Annotated in this window: 21 protein-coding genes; 7 read left to right on the plus strand and 14 right to left on the minus strand. The window is 72.0% G+C overall.

Features of this window, described 5'->3' with window-relative positions:
• Positions 1-6: 6 nt before the first annotated feature.
• Both HGAM_RS17220 and HGAM_RS01860 read left to right on the plus strand, forming a co-directional pair.
• Complete coding sequence (locus tag HGAM_RS17220; protein WP_019143768.1) at positions 7-1335, plus strand: MFS transporter; 1329 nt, start codon at positions 7-9, stop codon at positions 1333-1335.
• 162 nt (positions 1336-1497) lie between these two features.
• Positions 1498-2484 carry an aldo/keto reductase gene (locus HGAM_RS01860; protein ID WP_019143769.1) on the plus strand — a complete coding sequence of 329 codons (987 nt, stop codon included), beginning with the start codon at positions 1498-1500 and terminating at the stop codon, positions 2482-2484.
• Positions 2485-2507: 23 nt separating this feature from the next.
• Here the strand turns inward: HGAM_RS01860 and HGAM_RS01865 are convergent, their stop codons facing one another.
• Positions 2508-3254, minus strand: coding sequence for an IclR family transcriptional regulator (locus HGAM_RS01865; protein ID WP_019143770.1), 747 nt, complete (start codon positions 3252-3254; stop codon positions 2508-2510).
• 71 nt (positions 3255-3325) lie between these two features.
• Between HGAM_RS01865 and pcaH the strand changes: the two genes are divergently transcribed.
• Genes pcaH through pcaDC form a run of 4 tightly spaced genes read left to right on the plus strand, consistent with a single transcriptional unit; the run spans position 3326 to position 7066 of the window.
• Complete coding sequence (pcaH, locus tag HGAM_RS01870) at positions 3326-4111, plus strand: protocatechuate 3,4-dioxygenase subunit beta (protein WP_019143771.1); 786 nt, start codon at positions 3326-3328, stop codon at positions 4109-4111.
• Entirely contained in the window at positions 4108-4665 is a 558-nt protein-coding gene (pcaG, locus tag HGAM_RS01875) for a protocatechuate 3,4-dioxygenase subunit alpha (protein ID WP_019143772.1), read from the plus strand. Before pcaH ends, pcaG begins: the two co-directional genes overlap by 4 nt.
• 17 nt (positions 4666-4682) lie before the next feature.
• Positions 4683-5918 carry a lyase family protein gene (locus tag HGAM_RS01880; RefSeq protein ID WP_019143773.1) on the plus strand — a complete coding sequence of 412 codons (1236 nt, stop codon included), beginning with the start codon at positions 4683-4685 and terminating at the stop codon, positions 5916-5918.
• A complete protein-coding gene (gene pcaDC / locus HGAM_RS01885; RefSeq protein ID WP_019143774.1) occupies positions 5915-7066 on the plus strand; it encodes a bifunctional 3-oxoadipate enol-lactonase/4-carboxymuconolactone decarboxylase PcaDC in 1152 nt (383 codons plus the stop codon). Before HGAM_RS01880 ends, pcaDC begins: the two co-directional genes overlap by 4 nt.
• A gap of 42 nt (positions 7067-7108) precedes the next feature.
• On the opposite strand, the gene HGAM_RS01890 is transcribed toward pcaDC, so the two are convergent.
• The 9 genes from HGAM_RS01890 to HGAM_RS17225 all read right to left on the minus strand — a co-directional run bounded on the left by HGAM_RS01890 (position 7109) and on the right by HGAM_RS17225 (position 14701).
• Positions 7109-8068 carry a hypothetical protein gene (locus HGAM_RS01890; protein WP_147543470.1) on the minus strand — a complete coding sequence of 320 codons (960 nt, stop codon included), beginning with the start codon at positions 8066-8068 and terminating at the stop codon, positions 7109-7111.
• A gap of 170 nt (positions 8069-8238) precedes the next feature.
• Entirely contained in the window at positions 8239-8421 is a 183-nt protein-coding gene (locus tag HGAM_RS01895) for a hypothetical protein (protein ID WP_019143776.1), read from the minus strand.
• Positions 8422-8492: 71 nt separating this feature from the next.
• Positions 8493-9380, minus strand: a complete 888-nt coding sequence (locus HGAM_RS01900) for an AEC family transporter (protein ID WP_019143777.1) — start codon at positions 9378-9380, stop codon at positions 8493-8495.
• Between the two features lie 22 nt (positions 9381-9402).
• Complete coding sequence (gene aroQ / locus HGAM_RS01905) at positions 9403-9861, minus strand: type II 3-dehydroquinate dehydratase (RefSeq protein WP_019143778.1); 459 nt, start codon at positions 9859-9861, stop codon at positions 9403-9405.
• Positions 9862-9880: 19 nt separating this feature from the next.
• Positions 9881-10750, minus strand: coding sequence for a shikimate dehydrogenase (locus HGAM_RS01910; protein ID WP_038951480.1), 870 nt, complete (start codon positions 10748-10750; stop codon positions 9881-9883).
• The gene (locus HGAM_RS01915; protein WP_019143780.1) at positions 10747-11703 is read right to left on the minus strand and encodes a phosphotriesterase family protein; all 957 of its coding nucleotides are present in this window, start codon (positions 11701-11703) and stop codon (positions 10747-10749) included. Before HGAM_RS01915 ends, HGAM_RS01910 begins: the two co-directional genes overlap by 4 nt.
• 50 nt (positions 11704-11753) lie before the next feature.
• The gene (locus HGAM_RS01920; protein ID WP_019143781.1) at positions 11754-12770 is read right to left on the minus strand and encodes a DctP family TRAP transporter solute-binding subunit; all 1017 of its coding nucleotides are present in this window, start codon (positions 12768-12770) and stop codon (positions 11754-11756) included.
• 63 nt (positions 12771-12833) lie between these two features.
• Positions 12834-14108: a TRAP transporter large permease gene (locus tag HGAM_RS01925; protein ID WP_019143782.1), complete on the minus strand. Its 1275-nt coding sequence runs from the start codon at positions 14106-14108 to the stop codon at positions 12834-12836.
• Positions 14105-14701 carry a TRAP transporter small permease gene (locus HGAM_RS17225; protein ID WP_147543472.1) on the minus strand — a complete coding sequence of 199 codons (597 nt, stop codon included), beginning with the start codon at positions 14699-14701 and terminating at the stop codon, positions 14105-14107. Before HGAM_RS17225 ends, HGAM_RS01925 begins: the two co-directional genes overlap by 4 nt.
• 78 nt (positions 14702-14779) lie before the next feature.
• Here HGAM_RS17225 and HGAM_RS01935 point away from each other — a divergent pair, with 78 nt between their 5' ends.
• A complete protein-coding gene (locus tag HGAM_RS01935; protein WP_019143784.1) occupies positions 14780-15790 on the plus strand; it encodes a LacI family DNA-binding transcriptional regulator in 1011 nt (336 codons plus the stop codon).
• 46 nt (positions 15791-15836) lie between these two features.
• Here the strand turns inward: HGAM_RS01935 and HGAM_RS01940 are convergent, their stop codons facing one another.
• From HGAM_RS01940 to HGAM_RS17230, 4 genes are read right to left on the minus strand one after another with little or no spacing between them, the layout of a single operon-like run.
• A complete protein-coding gene (locus HGAM_RS01940; RefSeq protein ID WP_019143785.1) occupies positions 15837-16640 on the minus strand; it encodes a sugar phosphate isomerase/epimerase family protein in 804 nt (267 codons plus the stop codon).
• Positions 16637-17548 (minus strand): Ppx/GppA family phosphatase, encoded by a 912-nt coding sequence (locus tag HGAM_RS01945; protein WP_019143786.1) that lies wholly within the window; start codon positions 17546-17548, stop codon positions 16637-16639. Before HGAM_RS01945 ends, HGAM_RS01940 begins: the two co-directional genes overlap by 4 nt.
• Positions 17549-17595: 47 nt before the next feature.
• The gene (locus HGAM_RS20205) at positions 17596-17775 is read right to left on the minus strand and encodes a YbdD/YjiX family protein (protein WP_020691449.1); all 180 of its coding nucleotides are present in this window, start codon (positions 17773-17775) and stop codon (positions 17596-17598) included.
• A complete protein-coding gene (locus HGAM_RS17230) occupies positions 17768-19999 on the minus strand; it encodes a carbon starvation CstA family protein (protein WP_081591776.1) in 2232 nt (743 codons plus the stop codon). Before HGAM_RS17230 ends, HGAM_RS20205 begins: the two co-directional genes overlap by 8 nt.
• Between the last annotated feature and the right edge of the window lie 8 nt (positions 20000-20007).

Here is a 20007-nt window from a genome sequence, read left to right on the forward strand (position 1 = left end):
GCCCCGATGCAGGCCATCGATGCGTCCAAGACCCCGAAGAAGGCGGCCCTCGCCAGCTTCATGGGCAGCGCCGTGGAGTACTACGACTTCTTCGTCTTCGGCTCCGCCGCGGCGCTGATCTTTCCGCACGTGTTCTTCCCCGACGACGACGCCTCGGCGCTCGTCATGTCGTTCGCGACGTTCGGCTTCGCCTACGTCGCCCGGCCCTTCGGCGCCGTCATCCTGGGCCACTTCGGCGACCGGGTCGGACGGCAGAAGGTGCTCATGTTCACCCTCGTGCTCATGGGTCTGTCGACCTTCCTGATCGGCTGCCTGCCCAGCTTCGACGCGATCGGCTGGGCCGCCCCGGTGCTGCTGGTGCTGTGCCGGCTCATGCAGGGCCTGTCGGCGGCGGGCGAGCAGGCCGGCGCCAGCTCGCTGACCCTCGAGCACGCACCCGACGACCGGCGCTCGTTCTTCACGTCCTGGACGCTGACCGGCACCCAGGGCGGCCAGATCCTCGCCGCGCTGGTGTTCATCCCGGTGGTCTCGCTGCCCGACGACATCAAGTACAGCTGGGGCTGGCGGATCCCGTTCTGGTTCAGCGCGCTCGTGGTGATCGTGGCCTTCTTCATCCGCCGCAGCCTGCACGAGCCGCCGGAGTTCGCGGCCAAGAAGGCGTCCGGCGACGTCGCGAAGATCCCTCTGGTCGACCTGCTGCGCCACCACTGGGCCGACGTGCTGCGGGTCATCTGCTGCGCGTTCATCGCCGCGATCTCGACGGTGTTCGGCAACCTGGCCATCGCCTACGGCAAGGAGGTCGGCGTCGACGAGTCGATCACGCTGTGGCTCGTCGTGGCCGCCAACGTCGTCGCGCTCGGCACCCAGCCGCTGTTCGGCATGCTCGCCGACCGCATCGGCCGCAAGCCGGTGTTCGTCTACGGCGCGCTGTCCAGCGCGGCGCTCATGCCCTTCTACCTGCTCTCGATGAGCCAGGACAACGAGCTGCTGATCTTCGCCCTCGCGGTGCTGACGTTCTCGTGCGGCTACGCGGCGGCGAACGCCGTCTGGCCGTCGTTCTACGCCGAGATGTTCGACGCCCGCGTCCGCTTCTCCGGCCTGGCGATCGGCACCCAGCTCGGCTTCCTCATGGCCGGCTTCGCGCCGACGATCGTCACCGCCCTGGGCGGCGTCGAAGAGGGCGGCTGGACCGTGACGGCCGGCTTCACCGCGGTCATCGCGATCATCGCCTCGATCGCGGCGCTGACCGCCCGCGAGACCAAGGACGTCCCGACGTCCGAGCTGGGCGCCAAGCCGTCGCGCGACCGCGAGGACGAGGCACTCGCCCGTCGCTGAGCCGGCTCGCCCGTCGAGGCCGCCCACCCCGTCCGGGGTCGGGCGGCCTCGTGCGTCCAGGGCGGTCACCGTCGAGACGGGTACAGGCTCGACCTCCCTCGTCGCGCACGACCGTGCCTACCGTGGGTCCGTCCACTCGTCGTCCGATCGGAGCACCACGACATGACGCGCACCCTCGGAGCACACGGCCCGGTCGTCTCCCCCGTCGGCCTCGGCTGCATGGGCATCAGCCAGAGCTTCGGCCCCTCTCCCGCCCGGCCGGAGATGGTCGCCTTCCTGCGCGAGGCCGTCGACCACGGGATCACGTTCTTCGACACCGCCGAGGTCTACGGCCCGTTCGAGAACGAGGACATCGTCGGCGAGGCGCTGGCACCGGTGCGGTCCGACGTCGTCCTGGCCACGAAGTTCGGCTTCGCCTTCGACGCGGACGGCCGCCAGAGCGGCGTCACGAGTCGTCCGGACGACATCCGCGCCGCCGTCGACGGGTCGCTGCGCCGCCTGCGCACCGACGTCATCGACCTGCTCTACCAGCACCGCGTCGACCCGGACGTGCCGATCGAGGACGTCGCCGGCACGGTGAAGGAGCTCGTCGAGGCCGGCAAGGTCAAGCACTTCGGGCTCTCCGAAGCCGGGGCCGGCACCATCCGCCGAGCCCACGCGGTGCACCCGGTCACCGCCCTGCAGAGCGAGTACTCGTTGTTCTGGCGAGAGCCCGAGGAGTCGGTGCTCGACACGGTGGAGGAGCTCGGGATCGGGTTCGTGCCGTTCAGCCCGCTCGGTCGAGGGCTGCTGACCGGCCGGCTCACCCGCGAGTCGACGTTCGGCGCGGGTGACATCCGGGCCACGCTGCCGCGATTCGCGCCGGACGCCCTCGCGCGCAACCTCGACCTCGCCGACCTCGTCACGGCGGTCGCCCAGCGGAAGGGGGCCACGCCCGGGCAGGTGGCGCTCGCCTGGCTGCTCGCCCGCAAGCCGTGGATCGTGCCGATCCCGGGCACGCGTCGCATCGAGCGCGTCGACGAGAACCTCGCCGCCGCCCGGCTCGAGCTGACCGCCGAGGACCTCGCCGAGCTCGACGCCGCCTCCGAGAGCGTCCAGGTGGTCGGCGACCGCTATCCCGAGGCCATGCAGCGCATGATCGACCGCTGACCGGCGGGTCCTGGCGCGGCCTCCTACGGACGCTCGAGGGTGCGGGTGACGCCCTGGGACGCGACACGCAGCGCGGCGACCAAGCCGGCCCGGCCACGCCGGGTGTCACCGACGACCACGCCGAGCGCGGCCACGACCTCGCCGCCGCGCAGCACGGGCACCGCGATCGAGCCGGCGCCGAGCGTCATCTCCTCGGCGGTCGTGGCGTAGCCCTGACGGCGGGCCCGCTCGAGCTGGTCGGCCAGGATGCGCGGCTGGGTCACCGTGTACGGCGTCATGCGGGGCAGGTGGTCCATGACCGCCGCGCGCACGGGCTCGGGCGCGTGGGCGAGCAGCACCTTGCCGACGCCGGTGCAGTGCAGCGGCAGCCGCGAGCCGACCCGGCTGACGATGGGCAGCGACGCCGTGCCCATGAGCCGGTCGACGTAGAGCACCTCGGTCCCCTCGCGCACCGCCAGGTGGACGGTCGCGCGGGTCGCGGCGTGGACGTCCGACAGGAACGGGGACGCCGCCTCGCGCAGGCCGCTCTGCAGCGGAGCGAGCAGGCCGACGTCCCACAGCCGGCGGCCGACGACGTACGCACCGTCCGGCCGTCGCTCGACCGCGCCCCACTCCTGCAGCTCGCCGACGAGCCGGTGCGCGGTCGACAGCGGGACGTCCGCCCGCGCCGCCATCTCAGTGAGCGTGAGCCGCCGGTGCTCGGCGTCGAACGCGCCCAGCAGCGCCAGCGCCCGCGAGGTGACGCTGGGTCCTGCCGCTCGCTCGCTCATCGCGTCCGTTCCTTCCGTCCACCGGAAGCCTACCCTGGCCGTGACGTGGGCCACGTCCGTACCGTCGGCGCATGAGCACCGTCCCCACCGATCCCGACGCGGCCGCCGCCTCGCAGGCCGAGATCGACGCGGAGATCGCCGCCGGCTCGAAGGAGTACGAGGCCTCCGGCGTCGAGGAGACCCAGCCCCGGCTGGACTTCCCGCCGTACCGCAGCAGCCTGCTGCGCCACCCGACGAAGAGCCTGCACCACACCGATCCCGAGGAGATCGAGCTGTGGTCGCCGGCGTTCGGGCACCGCGACGTGAGCCCGCTGGAGTCGGACCTGACGATGCAGCCGAACGGGGAGCCGATCGGTGAGCGCATCACCGTGACCGGCCGCGTCGTCGACGGCGACGGACGTCCGGTGGCCGGCCAGCTGGTCGAGATCTGGCAGGCCAACGCGGCCGGCCGCTACATCCACAAGCGCGACCAGCACCCCGCGCCGATCGACCCGAACTTCACCGGCGTCGGCCGCTGCCTGACTGGTCCGGACGGCTCGTACCGGTTCCAGACGATCAAGCCCGGCCCGTACCCGTGGAAGAACCACCACAACGCGTGGCGGCCGGCGCACATCCACTTCTCGCTGTTCGGCACCGACTTCACCCAGCGGATGGTCACCCAGATGTACTTCCCGGGCGACCCGCTGTTCTCGCTCGACCCGATCTACCAGTCGATCACCGACCAGAAGGCGCGCGACCGGCTCGTCGCGACCTACGACCACGACGTCACCTCGCACGAGTGGTCGACCGGCTACCGCTGGGACATCGTGCTGACCGGCAGCCACCGCACGTGGATGGAAGAGGAGGAGCAGGCATGAGCAAGCTCGTCGCGACGCCCGGCCAGACGGTCGGACCGTTCTTCCACTACGCACTGCCCTACGAGGGCTCGGACCAGCTGGTGCCGGTCGGCCGCGAGGGCGCGATCCGGCTGCACGGCACGGTCACGGACGGCGCCGGCGCGCCCGTCCCGGACGCCCTGCTCGAGCTGTGGCAGGCCGACCCCGAGGGACGCGTCGTGCAGGAGCCCGGCTCGCTGCACCGCGACCCGTGGACGTTCACCGGCTTCGGCCGGGCCGCCACCGACGCCACCGGCCACTACTCGTTCACGACGCTCGAGCCCGGGCCCACCGAGGCCGGGAAGCCAGCGTTCTTCGCCGTCGCGGTCTACGCCCGCGGGCTGCTGAACCGGCTGTTCACCCGCGCGTACGTGACCGCCGAGGACGGCTCGGTCGCCGACGACGCGCTGCTGACGTCGCTGGAGCCGGAGCGCCGCTCGACGCTGCTCACCACCCGCGAGGAGACCGGCTTCCGGTTCGACGTCCGGCTGCAGGGCGACGACGAGACCGTCTTCCTCACGTACCCCGGCCACTGAGCCAGCAGACTGTCCTCATGGCCGACCTGTTCTGGCCCGGTGACGAGCACGCCGGCGACCTGTTCTCCGAGCCCGCCTTCCTGTCCGCGATGGTGCGGGTGGAGGCGGCGTGGCTGGCGACCCTCGTCGAGCACCGGCTGGTGCCGGTCGACGCCGCCGACGACCTCGAGGGGCTCGTCGGGCCCGACGACGTCGCCGAGGTCGCGGCCGGCGCGGAGTCCGGCGGCAACCCGGTCATCGGGCTGCTGAAGCTGCTGCGCTCGCGGGTCGAGCCTCGCAACGCCGCCGCCGCCCGCTGGATGCACCGCGGGCTCACCAGCCAGGACGTCCTGGACAACGCGCTCGTCCTGCTGGCCCGCGACGCGTCCGAGCGCGTGCTCGCCGAGACGCGCGGGCAGGTCGAGGCGCTGGCCACCCTGGTGCGCGAGCACCGGACGACGCCGGTCGCGGCCCGCACGCTCACCCAGCAGGCCGTCCCCATCACGTTCGGGCTCAAGGCCGCGACCTGGCTGGAGTCGGTCGTCGCCGCCGGACGCGGGCTGCGGGCCGTCGACGCCGGTGCCGCGGTGCAGGTCGGCGGGGCCGCGGGGTCGCTCGCCGCGTCGTCCGAGCTCGCCGCCCTGCAGGACGACCCGGACCCGGCCGGCCGCTCCCTCGCCCTGGTCGAGGCGTTCGCCGCCCGCCTCGGGCTGGCACCGGTCGCACCGTGGCACACCAGCCGCGGCCGGGTCACCGTGATCGGCGACGCGCTCGTCACCTGCACCGACGCGTGGGGCCGCATCGCCACGGACGTCGCGACCCTCGCGCGTCCCGAGCTCGGCGAGCTGCACGAGGCCACCGGCGGCGGGTCGTCGACCATGCCGCACAAGCAGAACCCTGTGCTGTCGGTGCTGCTGCGCCGGGCCGCGATCGCCGCTCCCCCGCTGGCCGCGACGCTGCACTCCGCGTCCGCGCTGAGCGTCGACGAACGTCCGGACGGCTCCTGGCACGTCGAGTGGGCGACCCTGCGCACGCTCGCCCGCCGCACCGTCACCGCGTCCGTCCACGCCCGCAGCCTGCTGTCCGGCCTGCGCGTGGACGCCGAGGCCATGGCCGCCAACCTGACCGCGGCTGGCGACGCGCTGCTCGCCGAGCAGCGCTCGATCGCCGGGCTGCTCGACCGCGACCCGTCCCCCACCTACGCCGGCGCCACCGACCTGCTGGTCGACCGCGCCCTCGCCACCGCGACCGCCTACCTCGAGGAGACCTCGTGACCGACCTGCGCCTGACCGCCGTCCAGCTGAGCGAGCCCGGATCGGGGCCGCTGCTGGTGCTGGGTCCGTCGCTCGGCACCTCGGTCGAGGCGCTGTGGGCCCCGGTGGTCTCCCGGCTGGCCGACTCGTTCCACCTGGTCGGCTGGGACCTGCCCGGGCACGGACGCTCCGAGGCCCCGGCCGGCACGTTCTCGGTGGCCGACCTCGCCGCCGCCGTGCTGGACGTCGTCGACCGCGCGGCCGGCCCGGGCGCCCCGTTCGCCTATGCCGGCGTCTCGCTCGGTGGGGCCGTCGGCCTGCAGCTGCTGCTCGACGCCCCGGACCGCGTCACGTCCGCCGCCGTCCTGTGCACCGGCGCGAAGATCGGCACGGCGGAGTCGTGGGCCGAGCGCGCCGAGCAGGTGCGCTCGTCCGGCACCCCGCGCATGGTCGAGGGCTCGGCCAAGCGTTGGTTCGCGCCCGGCTTCATCGAGCGCAAGCCCGAGCGGACGACCGCGCTCCTGCACTCGCTGCAGGACGCGGACTCCGAGGGCTACTCGCTGGCCTGCGAGGCACTGGCGGCGTTCGACGTCCGCGACCGGCTCGGCGAGATCGCGACCCCGGTGCTCGCGGTGGCCGGCTCGGCCGACGAGCCCACCCCACCGGCGTCGCTGGCCGAGATCGCGGACGGCGTCCAGTCCGGACGCCTGGTCGTGCTCGACGACGTCGCACACCTGGCCCCAGCCGAGAACCCCGACGCCGTCGCGGCGCTGCTGCAGGCCCACCTGCAGACCACGGACGCCGACCGTCACGCGTCCGGCATGAAGGTGCGTCGCGCGGTGCTCGGCGACGCCCACGTCGACCGCGCCAACGCCGGCATTATCGACCTGACCCGCGAGTTCCAGGACATGATCACCCGCTACGCCTGGGGCGAGATCTGGACCCGCCCGGGCCTGCAGCGCCGTGACCGCTCGCTGATCACCATGACCGCGCTCGTCGCGCTCGGCCACCACGAGGAGCTGGCGATGCACGTGCGCGCCGCCCGCCGCAACGGCCTGAGCGTGGACGAGATCAAGGAGCTGCTGCTGCAGACCGCGATCTACTGCGGCGTCCCCGCGGCCAACACCGCCTTCCGCATCGCCACCCAGGCGCTCGCCGACGAGGAGTAGAGAACTCTCGGGCCCTGCCTGCGCATCGCGACGGTCCTGTCTTCACAGAGGCGCTTCAATCGCGCCTTCGTGCGGCTTCGGCAGCGGCGGCGCCCCACCCGCCTGCCTGTAGCCGTCGGCAGTCTGGGCCGCGCCTCCCGGCCGTACTCGTATGGTCAAGGTCCGTCGATGAAGATGAGTCTTGTCGACAATCGGGCGCGGATCCATCCCCACGTAGCGCGACAGCTCGATCACGAGAGCGTCTGACACATCTAGCAAAGGCGCGACGGTCGCCACCACGAGCTCGCGCGGGTCTCCCTCTTCGAGGCCGGCTACAAGCCATCCGCGACCATGCGCTGCCCCGGAGAAAAGCGGCCAGAGCGACTGCTGGTTCGGGACGAACCGAGGGCCCTCCAGGGCCACGTTGGGCCGCAGTACTGACTTGGCACCTCCATAGGTCACCTGTCGCGTGTCCTGGGCCCGTTCCGCTCCTTTGGCGGTCAGGGAGAATCCGGCGCGCGTCATGAGTCGTTTAGCCGTTTGGCGTCCGCTAACTAAGCGGTCCCGTTCTTGTGCCGCCACGTTCTCCTGGAAAGTGTCGAGCACATGAGGGGACTCCTGAGTCTCGTCAAGCATCCGGCCAGCCCACCGCGCCATCCGCTGTTCGAAACTGACCTCAACGTCCACGAGCCAGCACGTCTGAACCACACAGTCGTAGATGGATCGACCGATGGTCATCGCTGGCATCGGCAGGAGCTCTCCGCCCTGCATGAGCACGCGCAGGCCCACTAGGTGCTCGTGAGCAGCCGTCAGGTTAAGTACACACGCCCGCCCCGTCCACCACCTCAGACCATCGACATCGTTCTTTGTGGCTCGGGCGCGGAACTCATCAAGATCCCGAGCGGCCACAGTCCCAGGTCGTGGATGCGTAGCTCGTTGCTGCACCTCAGGGAGGAAAGCTGAAAGATGCTGAAGCTGGAAGCCAATGACTCGGTCGACCAGTTCGGGGATGGGACGGTTCACTCAGACATCCTCACGCGCTCCTGGGTCTCAACACGCGAGAATCCGTCGAGGCGGTGAAGGTCGGATACCCACAGCCCGGTCTGTGCGCTCCGACCCAGGCCCTCGCTGACGAGGAGTAGAGGCAGGGACCCGTCGACGCGCTCGCGGGGGTGTGCTGGACCGGCAGACGACTAGCGGGCTCCGGGCACCTTACGTCGCCGACGGCCGATGAGCTCGGTCACGGCGACCCCGAGCAGGAGGCCGCCCGTGCCGGCCACGCCGAGCCAGACGATGTCCCCGAAGCTCTCGGAGGCGAAGATCAGGCCGAGCCAGAACATGCCGAGGGCGAGGAGGATGGCGTTGGCGGTCTTCATGTCCGCATCCTCCCCCTCCGAGGGGAGCGGCACAGTGCTCAGCGTCGGGAAGGCACTCCGCCATGGACGCCTCACCACAGGACGATGCCGGTGGCCACCAGGGTGCTGAGCAGGATGGAGCCGACGAGGGCCTGGCTGGCGAGGTCGGTGTCGAGCTCGTGGCGGGCCGAGAACGTCACGACGACGAACCCGACCGGGGCGGCGCCGAGCAGCACGAGGACGCCGGCGTCGGCGCCGTCGAGACCGAGCGCCAGGACGATCGCGGTGGCGACCACGAGCCCGAGCGTCACGCGGACGAGCCCGAGCCGGCCGGCCGCGCCGAGCAGCCGACGGGTCGGGCGGAACATCACGCCCGCGCCGACCGCGACGAGCATCGGGCTGGCGGCGGCGAAGAAGGCGGTCAGGTCGTCGACGGCGCCCGGCAGCTCGCGCCCGGCCAGGCTGAGCCCGATGCCCACGACGGTGGCGTAGAGCGGCGGGGTCCGCAGCACCGCGAAGACGGCCGGCTCGGTCCGCGGCGCCGGGCTCGACCGGGCCGCGATCAGGTGGACGACGGTGAGGACGAGCAGGCTGTGCACCGCGTCGAACGCGGCCAGCCGGGCCACACCGGCGGCACCGTACGCGGCGGCGACGAAGGGCAGCGCGAAGGCGGCGTTGACCACCATGAGCGACATGACGACGACGGTCGCCTCCGACCGGTCCCGTCCGCGGGCGGCGACCCGTCCGGCGACGTACCCGAGCGCGACCATGACGACCGCGGCCAGCGGGAACACCGCGATCTCGCGGGTCAGCTCGACGTCCGCCAGCGACCTCAGGATCAGCGCGGGCATGCAGACGTACAGGTTGAGCAGCAGCAGGAAGCGGCCGTCGGCCTCGCGGGCGACGCCCGCCTGCCGCAGCCACCACCCGCAGACCAGCCCGGCCAGGACCGGGGCCAGCGCGCTCAGCGACGCGAGCACGTGGCGCCGGTGCCTCCCCGGCTCACTCGGCCGGCCGCGCGGCGTCGTGCAGCGCGCGGATCGCCAGGTCGTAGCCCAGCGGCCCGAGCCCGACGACCACGCCGCGCGCGACGCCGCTCAGGTACGAGCGGTGCCGGAACTCCTCGCGGGCGTGGACGTTCGTCAGGTGCACCTCGATCATCGGCACCTCCGCCCCCACGACCGCGTCGCGCAGCGCGACGGACGTGTGCGTGTACGCCCCGGCGTTGAGCACGACGCCGACGCTGCGTCCGGCGGCCACCTCGACGCCGCACTCGTGCAGCCAGGTGACGAGCTCGCCCTCGTGGTTGCTCTGCCGGAAGTCGAGCTCGAGCCCGAGCTCGCCGGCGAAGGCACGGCAGCGCTGCTCGACGTCGGCCAGCGTGGCGTGGCCGTAGACGGCGGGCTCCCGCTTGCCGAGCAGGTTGAGGTTCGGTCCGTTGAGGACGTGGACGACGGTCATGGCGGTCCCTTCCGTGCGGTCAGCCGGCGTCGCCGCCGGCGACCAGGTGGTCGAAGTGCTCGTGCATGCGGGCGGCGTCCGGCTCGAGCCCGGTGATGAGCCGGATGCTCTCGACCGCCTGCCCGACGGCCATGGCGCCGCCGTCCAGCGTCGCGAGCCCGCGGGCACGGGCCTGGCGCACCAGCTCGGTCTCGAGCGGGCGGTAGACGACCTCCGCCAGCCAGGCGTCGGCCGCCAGCAGCGACACGTCCAGCGCCACGCCGGGGTGCTCGCGCATCCCCACGGGGGTCACGTGGACGACGCCCTCCGCCTGCGCCAGCCGGCCGTCCAGGTCGCCCTCGGACGATCGGATGCGGCCGGTGCCGTCCGCGAACCGGTCGACGAGGCGCTGGGTCGCGGCCTCGCTGCGGTCGTGCACGACGACCTCGTCGAAGCCCAGGTCGAGCAGCGCGCACGCCGTCGCGAGGCCCGCGCCGCCGGCGCCGACCTGCAGGACGGTGCCGCGCGGCCGGTCGCCGAGGAACTCCTCGAGCCCGGCCCGGAACCCGGCGTAGTCGGTGTTGTGCGCGACCCGTCGCCCGCCGGACAGCAGCACGAGGTTGGCCGCGCCGATGCGCCGCACCTCGTCACTGGCCTCGTCGACGTGCTGCAGGACGTCCTGCTTGAACGGGTGCGTGACGTTGGTGGCGTCGAAGCCGGCCTTCTCGAGCCTGGTCAGCTGCGCGCCGAGGTCGACGTCCGGCTCGTCGATGAGGTCGAGGATCTCGTACTCGTACGGCAGTCCGAGGCGCTCGGCCTCGCGGACGTGCATCGCCGGCGTGAGCGAGGGGCCGATGCCGTGGCCGAGCAGGCCCACCCGGAACTGTCGCGTCCCCGGTGCCGCGGTCATCGCCGGTCCCCCGCGCCCACCGGCGTCAGCAGCCGGCGCGCGTTGTCGATCATCATCGTGTCCAGGTCCTCCTGACGGATCCCGCGCTCGAGCAGCTGCGGGACGATCCGTCGGCTCAGGTGGTCGTGCGTCCAGTGCGGGGTGTGCTCGCGGCGCCACGAGGGCGGCGTCACCCGGCTGAAGAACGCGCTGTCGTGCGACAGGACGAGCTGGGTCGCGTGCCCCCGGGCCACGAGCTCGACCACCAGGTCGATCCGGGCCGCGTCGCTGCCCATGTGCGCCATGCCGAACCGGTCGACGCCGAGCAGCACGCCGGTGTCGAGCAGCGCGAGCAGGTAGTCCAGCTCGGTGCTGTCGCCGCTGTGCCCGACGACCACGTGACCGGGGTCGACGTCGCGGTCGAGCAGGAACGCGACCTGGTCCAGGCCGTTGCGCTCGTGCGGGTTGCTGTGGGTCGTGATCGGCACGCCGGTCTCCCGGTGCACCGTCGCGGCCGCCTCCATCACCCGGGCGATGTCGGGCGTGACGCCCGGGGTGTCGGTGACGACCTTGAGCATCCCGGCCCGGACGCCGCTCGCGCCGATGCCCTCCGTGACGTCACGGCGGAACATCTCCACGAGCGGGTCCGGCCCGCCGACCAGGCGGTCGGGCCCGTGGGTGCGGAAGAACGGCGGCAGCACCTCGTCGGCGTACCAGCCGGTCGAGGCGACCAGGTTCACCCGCACCCGCTCGGCCACGCGTCCGACGAGGGACGTGTCGCGGCCGAGACCGGGCACGGTGAGGTCGACGACCGTCCGCACCCCGAGGTCGTACAGCTCCTCGAGGCCGGCCACGGCCCGCTCGACCGCGAGGTCCGCGTCCCACTCGGGGTGCGGGTACTCGCGGTCGAGCTCCGGGCTCAGCACGAACAGGTGCTCGTGCGTCAGCGTCCAGCCGAGGTCGTCGGCCTTCACGGCTCCCCGGTAGGTGGGGACGACGGCGCCCCGAGAAACGCCGTCCCGTGTCACTGCTGGGAGTCCTTGATCGACTCGTAGACGGCCAGCGAGTCGCCCTTCAGGTTCTCGCGGAACCAGGCGTCGGCCTGGGTCGAGAAGGCCTCGGTGTCGACGTCCTCGACGACCTGGGTCTTGCCCTCGCTCTTGAAGCTGTCCAGGATCGTCTTCTCGGCGTCCTCGACGCAGCCCGGCATGTCCGCGACGGCCTTCGAGACCGCCTCGGTCAGCGCGTCCTGCTGCTCCTTGCTCAGCTCGTCGTACTTCGGGCCGGCGATGACCAGGTTGCTGTTGAGCTGGTGGTCGGACAGGCTCACGAACTTCTGCACCTCGTCGAGGTTCAGCGAGTCGATGTTGGTCAGCGGGTTCTCCTGGCCGTCGACGACGCCCTGCTGCAGCGACAGGTACAGCTCCTCGTACGCCACCTCGGTGGCCTCCGCGCCGAGCGCCTTGGCGTTCAGCAGGAACTGCGGCGAGCCGGGGAAGCGCATGCGCAGGCCGTCGAGGTCGCCGGGCTCGCGGATCGCCTTGTTGGCGGTGAACTGACGGGCCCCGGCCGACCAGGCGCCGACCACGGTGACGCCCGAGGCGGACTTGAAGTCGTCCTTGAGCTTGGTGCCGCCCTCGCCGGTCATGAAGCCGTCGAGCGCCTCGGCGTCCGGGAAGGCGTAGGCCGCGTCCAGGACGCCGACCGGCTCGTGCACCGCGGCGAGCGCCGAGGCGCCCTGGATGTCGAGGTCGATGTCGCCGGACTGCACCGACGCGATGCGGTCGGCGTCGCCGCCCAGCTGGCTGGACGGGTAGATCTCGATCTTGAGGCCGACGTCCGCACCCTCGGCCTCGTCCTTGATGGTCTCGGCGCCGCACGCGTGCTGCGGCTGCTGCTCGGTGTAGCTGTGGGCCAGCTTGAGCGTGACCTCGTCGCCGGAGCCGCCGGACGACGAGTCGTCCCCGCCGCACGCGGCGAGCGCGAGCGGGAGGCACAGGATCGAGGCGAGGGCGGCCCGCCGGGTGGGGTTGAGCTTCATGGTTCTTCCTTCCTGGGGCGACCGGAGTCGGCGATGGGGTGGTGAGGGGAACGGGTGGAGCGACTAGAGCCCGAGCCTCTGGGGGAGGTAGAGGATCGCGTCGGGCCAGAAGATGATGCCGCCGCAGAGCAGCACCAGCGGGGCCAGGAACGGCAGCGACCCCTTGAAGACCTCGGTCATGGTGGCGCCCGTGATCGACTGCAGGACGAAGATCACCGTCCCGACCGGCGGCGTGAGCAGCCCGATCATCTGGGACAGGATCATGAGGACGCCGAGCGCGATCGGGTCGACGTCGAAGGCCGCGCTGAGCGGGAGCAGGATCGGCACCGTCAGGGTCAGCACCGCGATCGCGTCCAGCGCCGTGCCGAGCACGAACGACAGAGCGAGCACGAGCAGCATGAACACCGTGGCGTTCGACGTGAAGCCCAGCACCCACTCCGAGACCCGCTGCGGCACCTGCTCCAGGGCGAAGATGTAGCCCAGCAGGTTGGCCGAGGCGACGATCAGCATGATCGCGCCGCTGGTCAGGACGGTCTCGGAGATGACCTTCGGCAGGTCGCGGACGTGCAGCGAGCGCGTCGCGAAGCCCAGCAGGCCGATGTAGAGGGCGCCGACCGCGGCCGCCTCCGTCGGTGTGAAGTACCCGCCGAGGATACCGCCGAGGATGATGACCGGCGCGAACAGGGGCAGGATCACCCGGCGTCCGGTCTCACGGACGCGGACCCAGCTGAACTCGGTCTTCTGGACGTTCGGGTTGCGCCGCACGAGCAGGAAGACCACGACGCACAGGCCGATCGCCATGAGGATGGCCGGACCCACCGAGGCGGCGAACAGGGCGCCGGTCGAGACGCTGGCCAGGCCCGCGTAGATGACCGCCGGGATGCTCGGCGGCATGACCGGCGCGATGAGCGAGGACGTGCCGGTCAGTCCGAGCGCGAACGGCTTGGTGTAGCCGGCGCGGAGCATGGCCGGGATCTGCACCTTGCCCAGCGCGGCGGCGTCCGCCACGGCCGAGCCGCTCATCCAGGAGAAGCCGACGCTCACGCCGACCGCGACGTAGCCGAGGCTGCCGCGGACGCGTCCGAGCAGGGCCAGCGCGAAGTCGAACAACCGGTCGGCGATGCCGGCGTGGTTGGCCAGCGCGCCCATGAGGATGAACAGCGGCACCGCGAGCAGCGGGAAGCTGGCCGTGCTCTGCGCCACGAGCCGCAGCGGCAGGCCGAGCGACTGGTCGTTGGTCAGCAGGTAGAGCAGGGACGGGCCGATGAAGGCGAAGGCGATCGGCACCCGGATGACGAGCAGGGCGGTGATCAGCAGGCAGACGACGAGGAGGCTCATTCGACCGCCACCCGGGTCGCAGCGGCGAAGGCGTCCTCGACGTTCCGCTCCGGCACGCCGAGCACGGCGAACCGCACGGCGGCGACGGCGGCGCGGATCGTCGTGCTGACGAAGCCGATCAGCGAGATCGCGTAGAACCACGACATCGGCATCCGCAGGGCGGGCGACGTGATGATGCCCTGGGTCTGGACGAGGTCCCAGCAGGCGGCGGTGAGGCCGACGCCGACCGCGCTGACGATGACCGCCGAGATCACGCGGACGACGCGCACCAGCATCTTGTTCGGGATGGCGTCGACCATCTCGATCGAGACGTGGGCGTCGCGCGTCACGAGCACGCCGGCGACCACGAAGGTCAGCCAGACGAGCGAGAAGCGGGCGAGCTCACCGGTCCAGGCCCAGCCCTCGATGGGGAGGTAGCGCTGGCCGGCCTGCAGCAGGACGAGCACGAAGATGAGCAGCACGAAGACGGCACCGAGCGTCATCTCGACGAACGTGGCCACCTTCGTGAGGGCGGCCACCCAGCGTGGTGGCTGCTCCAGGAAGCGGGCGACGGGTCCCGGCCGGTCGGCCGTCCCGGGTGTGGTCTGAGTCACAGGACGAGACCGTAGTCACTATTTCCGCAACCTGGCAATCGGTTGCCAAAGTTGCCAGAACTGTGGCTTGATGAGCCCGTGCAGCAGCCGACCATCTACGACGTCGCCCGTGTGGCCGGCGTCGCCCCCTCCACCGTGTCGCGGACGTTCGGGCGTCCGGACCGCGTCGGAGCGGCCACCCGCGAGCGCGTCCAGGCGGCGGCGGACGAGCTGGGGTACGTGCCCAACCCGCACGCCCGCGCCCTGCAGACGGGGCGGCACAAGACCATCGCGATGGTCATCTCCGACATCGCGAACCCGCACTTCTTCGAGCTCATCCGCGGCGCGGAGCAGCGCGCGAAGGCGGCCGAGAACACGCTCGTCATCGTCAACGCCGAGGAGTCGCCGACCATCGAGCGCGACCAGGTGCGGGGGCTGAGCCGGTCGGTCGACGGGTTCATCCTGGCCGCGAGCCGCCTGCCCGACCAGGAGCTGCGCGACCTGTCCGCCCAGCAGCACGTCGTGCTGGTCGACCGCGAGCTCGGGCCGATCCCGAGCGTGGCGATGGACACCGCCGCCGGCTGCCGGCAGATCCTGGAGCACCTGGCGTCGCTGGGCCACGAGGAGTTCACCTACTGCGCCGGCCCGCCCGGCTCGTGGATGGGCGCCGCGCGATGGGCCGCGCTGCGCACCGGCGCCGAGGAGCACGGACTGCGCGCCCGGCGGGTCGGGCCCTACACGCCGACCGTCGCGAACGGCGGCGCCGCCGCGGACGGGGCACTGCGCTCGGGCACGACCGCGCTCGTGGCGCACAACGACCTGCTGGCCATCGGCATCATGCGCCGCCTGGCCGACCGCGGCGTCCGCGTGCCCGAGGACATCAGCGTCATCGGCTTCGACGACATCTTCGCCGCCGAGCTCGTCCAGCCCCCGCTGACCACGCTCGGCGGCCCGGACGCCCACGCCGGACGTCTCGCCGTCGAGATGCTGCTCGAGCTGCTCAAGGCCCCGCCCGGCACGGCCCTGCGGGACGGCGCCGACTCGCCGCACCACCAGCGCCTGCCCACCAACCTCGTCCTGCGCGACTCCTCCGGCGCAGCGAAGGGCTAGCGGACGACGGGGTGTGGCACGAGTCGCCGATGCCGAGGCCGCAGGGTCACGCGGGGCCGGCGTCGGCGTGCAGGCGGACGAACGCCAGCGCCTCGAGCAGGTCGGTCTCGCGGTTGGCGTCGCTGCCGGCCTTGCGCGTGGTGACCTCCACGACGAGGTCGCCGTCGAAGCCCGCCGCGACGACCTGCGCCAGGAAGTCCGCGCACGGCTGGCTGCCGCGTCCTGGCACGAGGTGCTCGTCCTTCGCTCCCGTGCCGCTGCCGTCGGCGACGTGGACGTGCCGCAGGCGCGGGCCGAGGTCCTTGGCCATCGCCAGCGGGTCGCTGTGCGAGGTGGCGGTGTGGGACAGGTCGATGGTGACGTGCGCGTAGTCCTGCTCGCGCGGGTCCCAGCCCGGGACATAGGCCTGCAGCTCGCGCTTGCCGGTGCGCCAGGGGTACATGTTCTCGACCGCGAAGTCGATGCCCGTGCGCTGCTCGAGCTCGGCGATGCCCTCGACGAACCGGCGTCCGTAGTCGCGCTGCCAGCGGAACGGCGGGTGCACGACGACGACGTCGGCGTCCAGCGCGTGCGCCATCTCGGCGCTGCGCTCGAGCTTGGCCCACGGGTCGGTGCCCCAGACCCGCTGGGTGATGAGCAGGCACGGCGCGTGCACCGACGTCACCGGCACGCCGTGGTAGTCGCGCAGCCCGCGCACCGCGTTGAGGTCGGCGCTGACGTCGTCGATGCCGACCATGACCTCGACGCCGTCGTAGCCCAGCCGGTCGGCGAGCTCGAAGGCGTTCGCCGTCGTGCCCGGGTAGACCGAGGACGTCGACAGCGTGACCCGTGGGGCGGACGGTGCGGTCACAGGTGGTCCAGGTGCTCGAGGATGACGCCCTCGCGCAGCGCCCAGGGGCAGATCTCGAGAGTCTCGAGCTCGTAGATGTCCATGACCGCGTCGGCGACGACGGCGCCGGCGAGCATCTGGTGCGCCCGGTCGGCCGAGACGCCGGGCATCGTGGCCACCTCGGCGGTCGACATGGTGGCCAGCTCGCCCACCAGCGGGACGAGCCGCGAGCGCTCGAGCGCCCGGCGGGCGTACATGCCCTCCGACGACGGTGCGGCGCCGCACATGCGGGCCAGCGACCGGAAGGTCTTGGACGTGGCGACCGCACGGTCGAAGCGTCCGCCGCGCAGCACCTCGCCGGCGCCGTCGGCGATGGTGGCCCGGACGTGGCGGCGCAGCTCGCGCAGGTCGCCGCCGGACTCGATCCAGCCGCGGGTGAGCCGACCCGCGCCCAGCGGCTGGGACTGCGCCACGTCCGGCGTCTGCTCGGTGCCGGCCGCGACCTCGAGCGAGCCGCCGCCGATGTCGAACACGCCCAGGCGTCCGGCCGACCAGCCGAACCAGCGGCGGACGGCCAGGAAGGTCAGCCGCGCCTCGTCCTCGCCGGACAGGATCTCCAGGTCGACGCCAGCCTCGTCCCGCACGCGCGTGAGCACCTCGTCGGCGTTCACGGCGTCGCGCACCGCCGACGTGGCGAACGGCAGCAGGGTCTTGCAGCCCTTCTGCTCGGCCAGCTCGCGGGCGGCGGCGACGTACTTCACCAGCCGCTCGACCCCCGCGCCGGTGACGGCGTTGTCGAGGTCGAGGTGCTCGGCGAGACGCAGCGGCTCCTTGTAGGAGTGAGCCGGCACCGGGGGCCCGCCGCGGTGGGCGTCCACCACGAGCAGGTGCCCGGTGTTCGACCCGATGTCGAGGACGCCCATGCGCATGAGGTCCATTGTTCCACCGCCGTCCAGTCCGGCGCCCTCGAAGCCGGTCAGCAGCAGCGTCCCTGCGGGTTGTCGTCCTGCCAGCGGTGGTAGTCGCGCCAGAACTCGCGACGGCTCATCGGCTCGCCGCAGCCGTGCGCGCGGTGGTGCTCGAGGTAGTGCTCGTACCGGTCGGCACCGAGCACCCCTCGCATGAACGCGCCCACCGCGCGCACGCGCTCAACCACGTCCGGCCACCTCCCGCGAGCGATGCTCGGCCCACTGCTTCTCGAGCTCGCGCTCGGGCGCGGTGGCGACGAGACCGGCCGGGGCGTAGAGCTGCGACTCGACCCGCGGGTCCTCGGTCGAGGGCCCACCGCCGGCGCGGACGGCCTGGACGGTGCGGAGCACCGACGTCGCGATGACGATGATCGCCAGCACCACGAACAGCACCGACAGGCCGCCCTGGACGTACGTGTTGCGGATGACCGCGTCGATCGCCTCGGGCGAGTCGGCGTTGCCGAAGCTCGTCTCGCCGGCGTCGCGCGCCTCGCGGAACGCCTTGTTCTGCGCGAAGTACCCGATCGCCGGGACGTCGGAGAAGATCTTCAGGAACGAGCCGTAGACCGTCACGACGGTGACGAAGGCGAGCGGCACGATGATGATCCACAGCGCCTTGACCGCCCCGCGCTTGGCCGCGATCGTCAGGCAGATCGCCAGCGCGATGGCCGCGAGCAGCTGGTTGGCGATGCCGAACAACGGGAACAACGTGTTGATGCCGCCCAAGGGGTCGGTGACGCCCATGATGAGGATCGCCCCCCACGCGGCGACCATGACCGCCGTCGTCGCCCAGGCCCCCACCCGCCACGACGGGTCGCGGAAGCGCGGCCACACGTTGCCGAGCGAGTCCGACAGCATGAAGCGCGCGACGCGCGTGCCGGCGTCGACGGCGGTGAGGATGAACAGCGCCTCGAACATGATCGCGAAGTGGTACCAGAAGCTCATCAGGGCCGAGCCGCCGATCAGCTGGTGCAGCAGCGTCGCCAGGCCCACGGCGAGCGTCGGGGCGCCGCCGGTACGCGACACGATCGTCTCCTCGCCGACGTCGTTGGCCACGCCCTGCAGCGTGTCGGGGCTGACGTTCACCCCGGTGAGGCCGAGGCTGTTGACGAACTGCGCGGCTCCGTCGACCGTCCCGCCCGTGGCCGAGGGGGCGGCGTTCATCGCGTAGTAGATGCCCTGGTCGATGGTGATCGCGGCGACCAGCGCCATGATCGCCACGAACGACTCCATGAGCATGCCGCCGTAGCCGATGAAGCGCGTCTGCCGCTCCTTCTCGAGCAGCTTCGGGGTGGTGCCGGACGCGATGAGGGCGTGGAAGCCGGACAACGCGCCGCACGCGATCGTCACGAACAGGAACGGGAACAGCTCACCGGGGAAGACCGGGCCGTCGCCGGTGCGGGCGAACTCGCTGACCGCGGGCGCCTCGACCGTGGGCCGGACGACGACGATCGCGATCGCCAGCAGCACGACGACGCCGATCTTCATGAACGTCGACAGGTAGTCGCGCGGGGCCAGCAGCAGCCACACCGGCAGGACGGCGGCGACGAAGCCGTAGACGATGACCGCCCAGGCGATGGTCGTGCGGTCGAGCGTGAAGACGTCCGCGAGGTCGGGCTGGTCCGAGACCCACCCGCCGGCGACGATCGCGGCCATCAGCAGCGCGAAGCCGATGATCGAGACCTCCATGACCGCGCCGGGGCGGATGAAGCGCAGGTACACGCCCATGAACAGCGCGATCGGGATGGTCATCGAGACCGAGAAGACGCCCCACGGGGACTCGCCCAGGGCGTTGACGACGACGAGGGCCAGGATCGCGGTGATGATCACCATGATCGTCAGGGTCGCGATGATCGCCGCGATGCCGCCGACGCGGCCGAGGTCCTCGCGGGCCATCTGGCCCAGCGAGCGTCCGCCGCGGCGCATCGAGAAGAACAGCACCAGGTAGTCCTGCACGGCGCCGGCGAAGATGACGCCGACGATGATCCAGATCGTGCCGGGCAGGTAGCCCATCTGCGCCGCGAGCACGGGGCCGACGAGCGGGCCGGCGCCGGCGATGGCGGCGAAGTGGTGGCCGTAGAGCACGCGCCGGTCGGTGGCGACGTAGTCGCGTCCGTTCGCCTTGTACTCGGCGGGCGTGGCCCGGGTGTCGTCCGGACGCACGAGGCGCGCCTCGACGAAGCGCGAGTAGAAGCGGTACGCGATGAGGTAGGAGCACACCGCGGCGAACACGAACCAGATCGCGTTCACGCTCTCGCCACGGACGATCGCCAGCATCACCCAGCCCAGCGCGCCGAGCAGGGCGATCGCGCCCCAGACGGCGATCTTGACCGGCGTCCAGCGACCCTCGTGCTCGTCGAGGAGCTCCGGATCGACCGCCACCGGCGGCCTGCTCTCGTCGATCGTTGACATGGTTTCGA

Origin of the sequence: Aeromicrobium massiliense JC14 (assembly GCF_000312105.1) — a bacterium.
In the GTDB taxonomy this organism is placed as follows: Bacteria; Actinomycetota; Actinomycetes; order Propionibacteriales; family Nocardioidaceae; genus Aeromicrobium; species Aeromicrobium massiliense.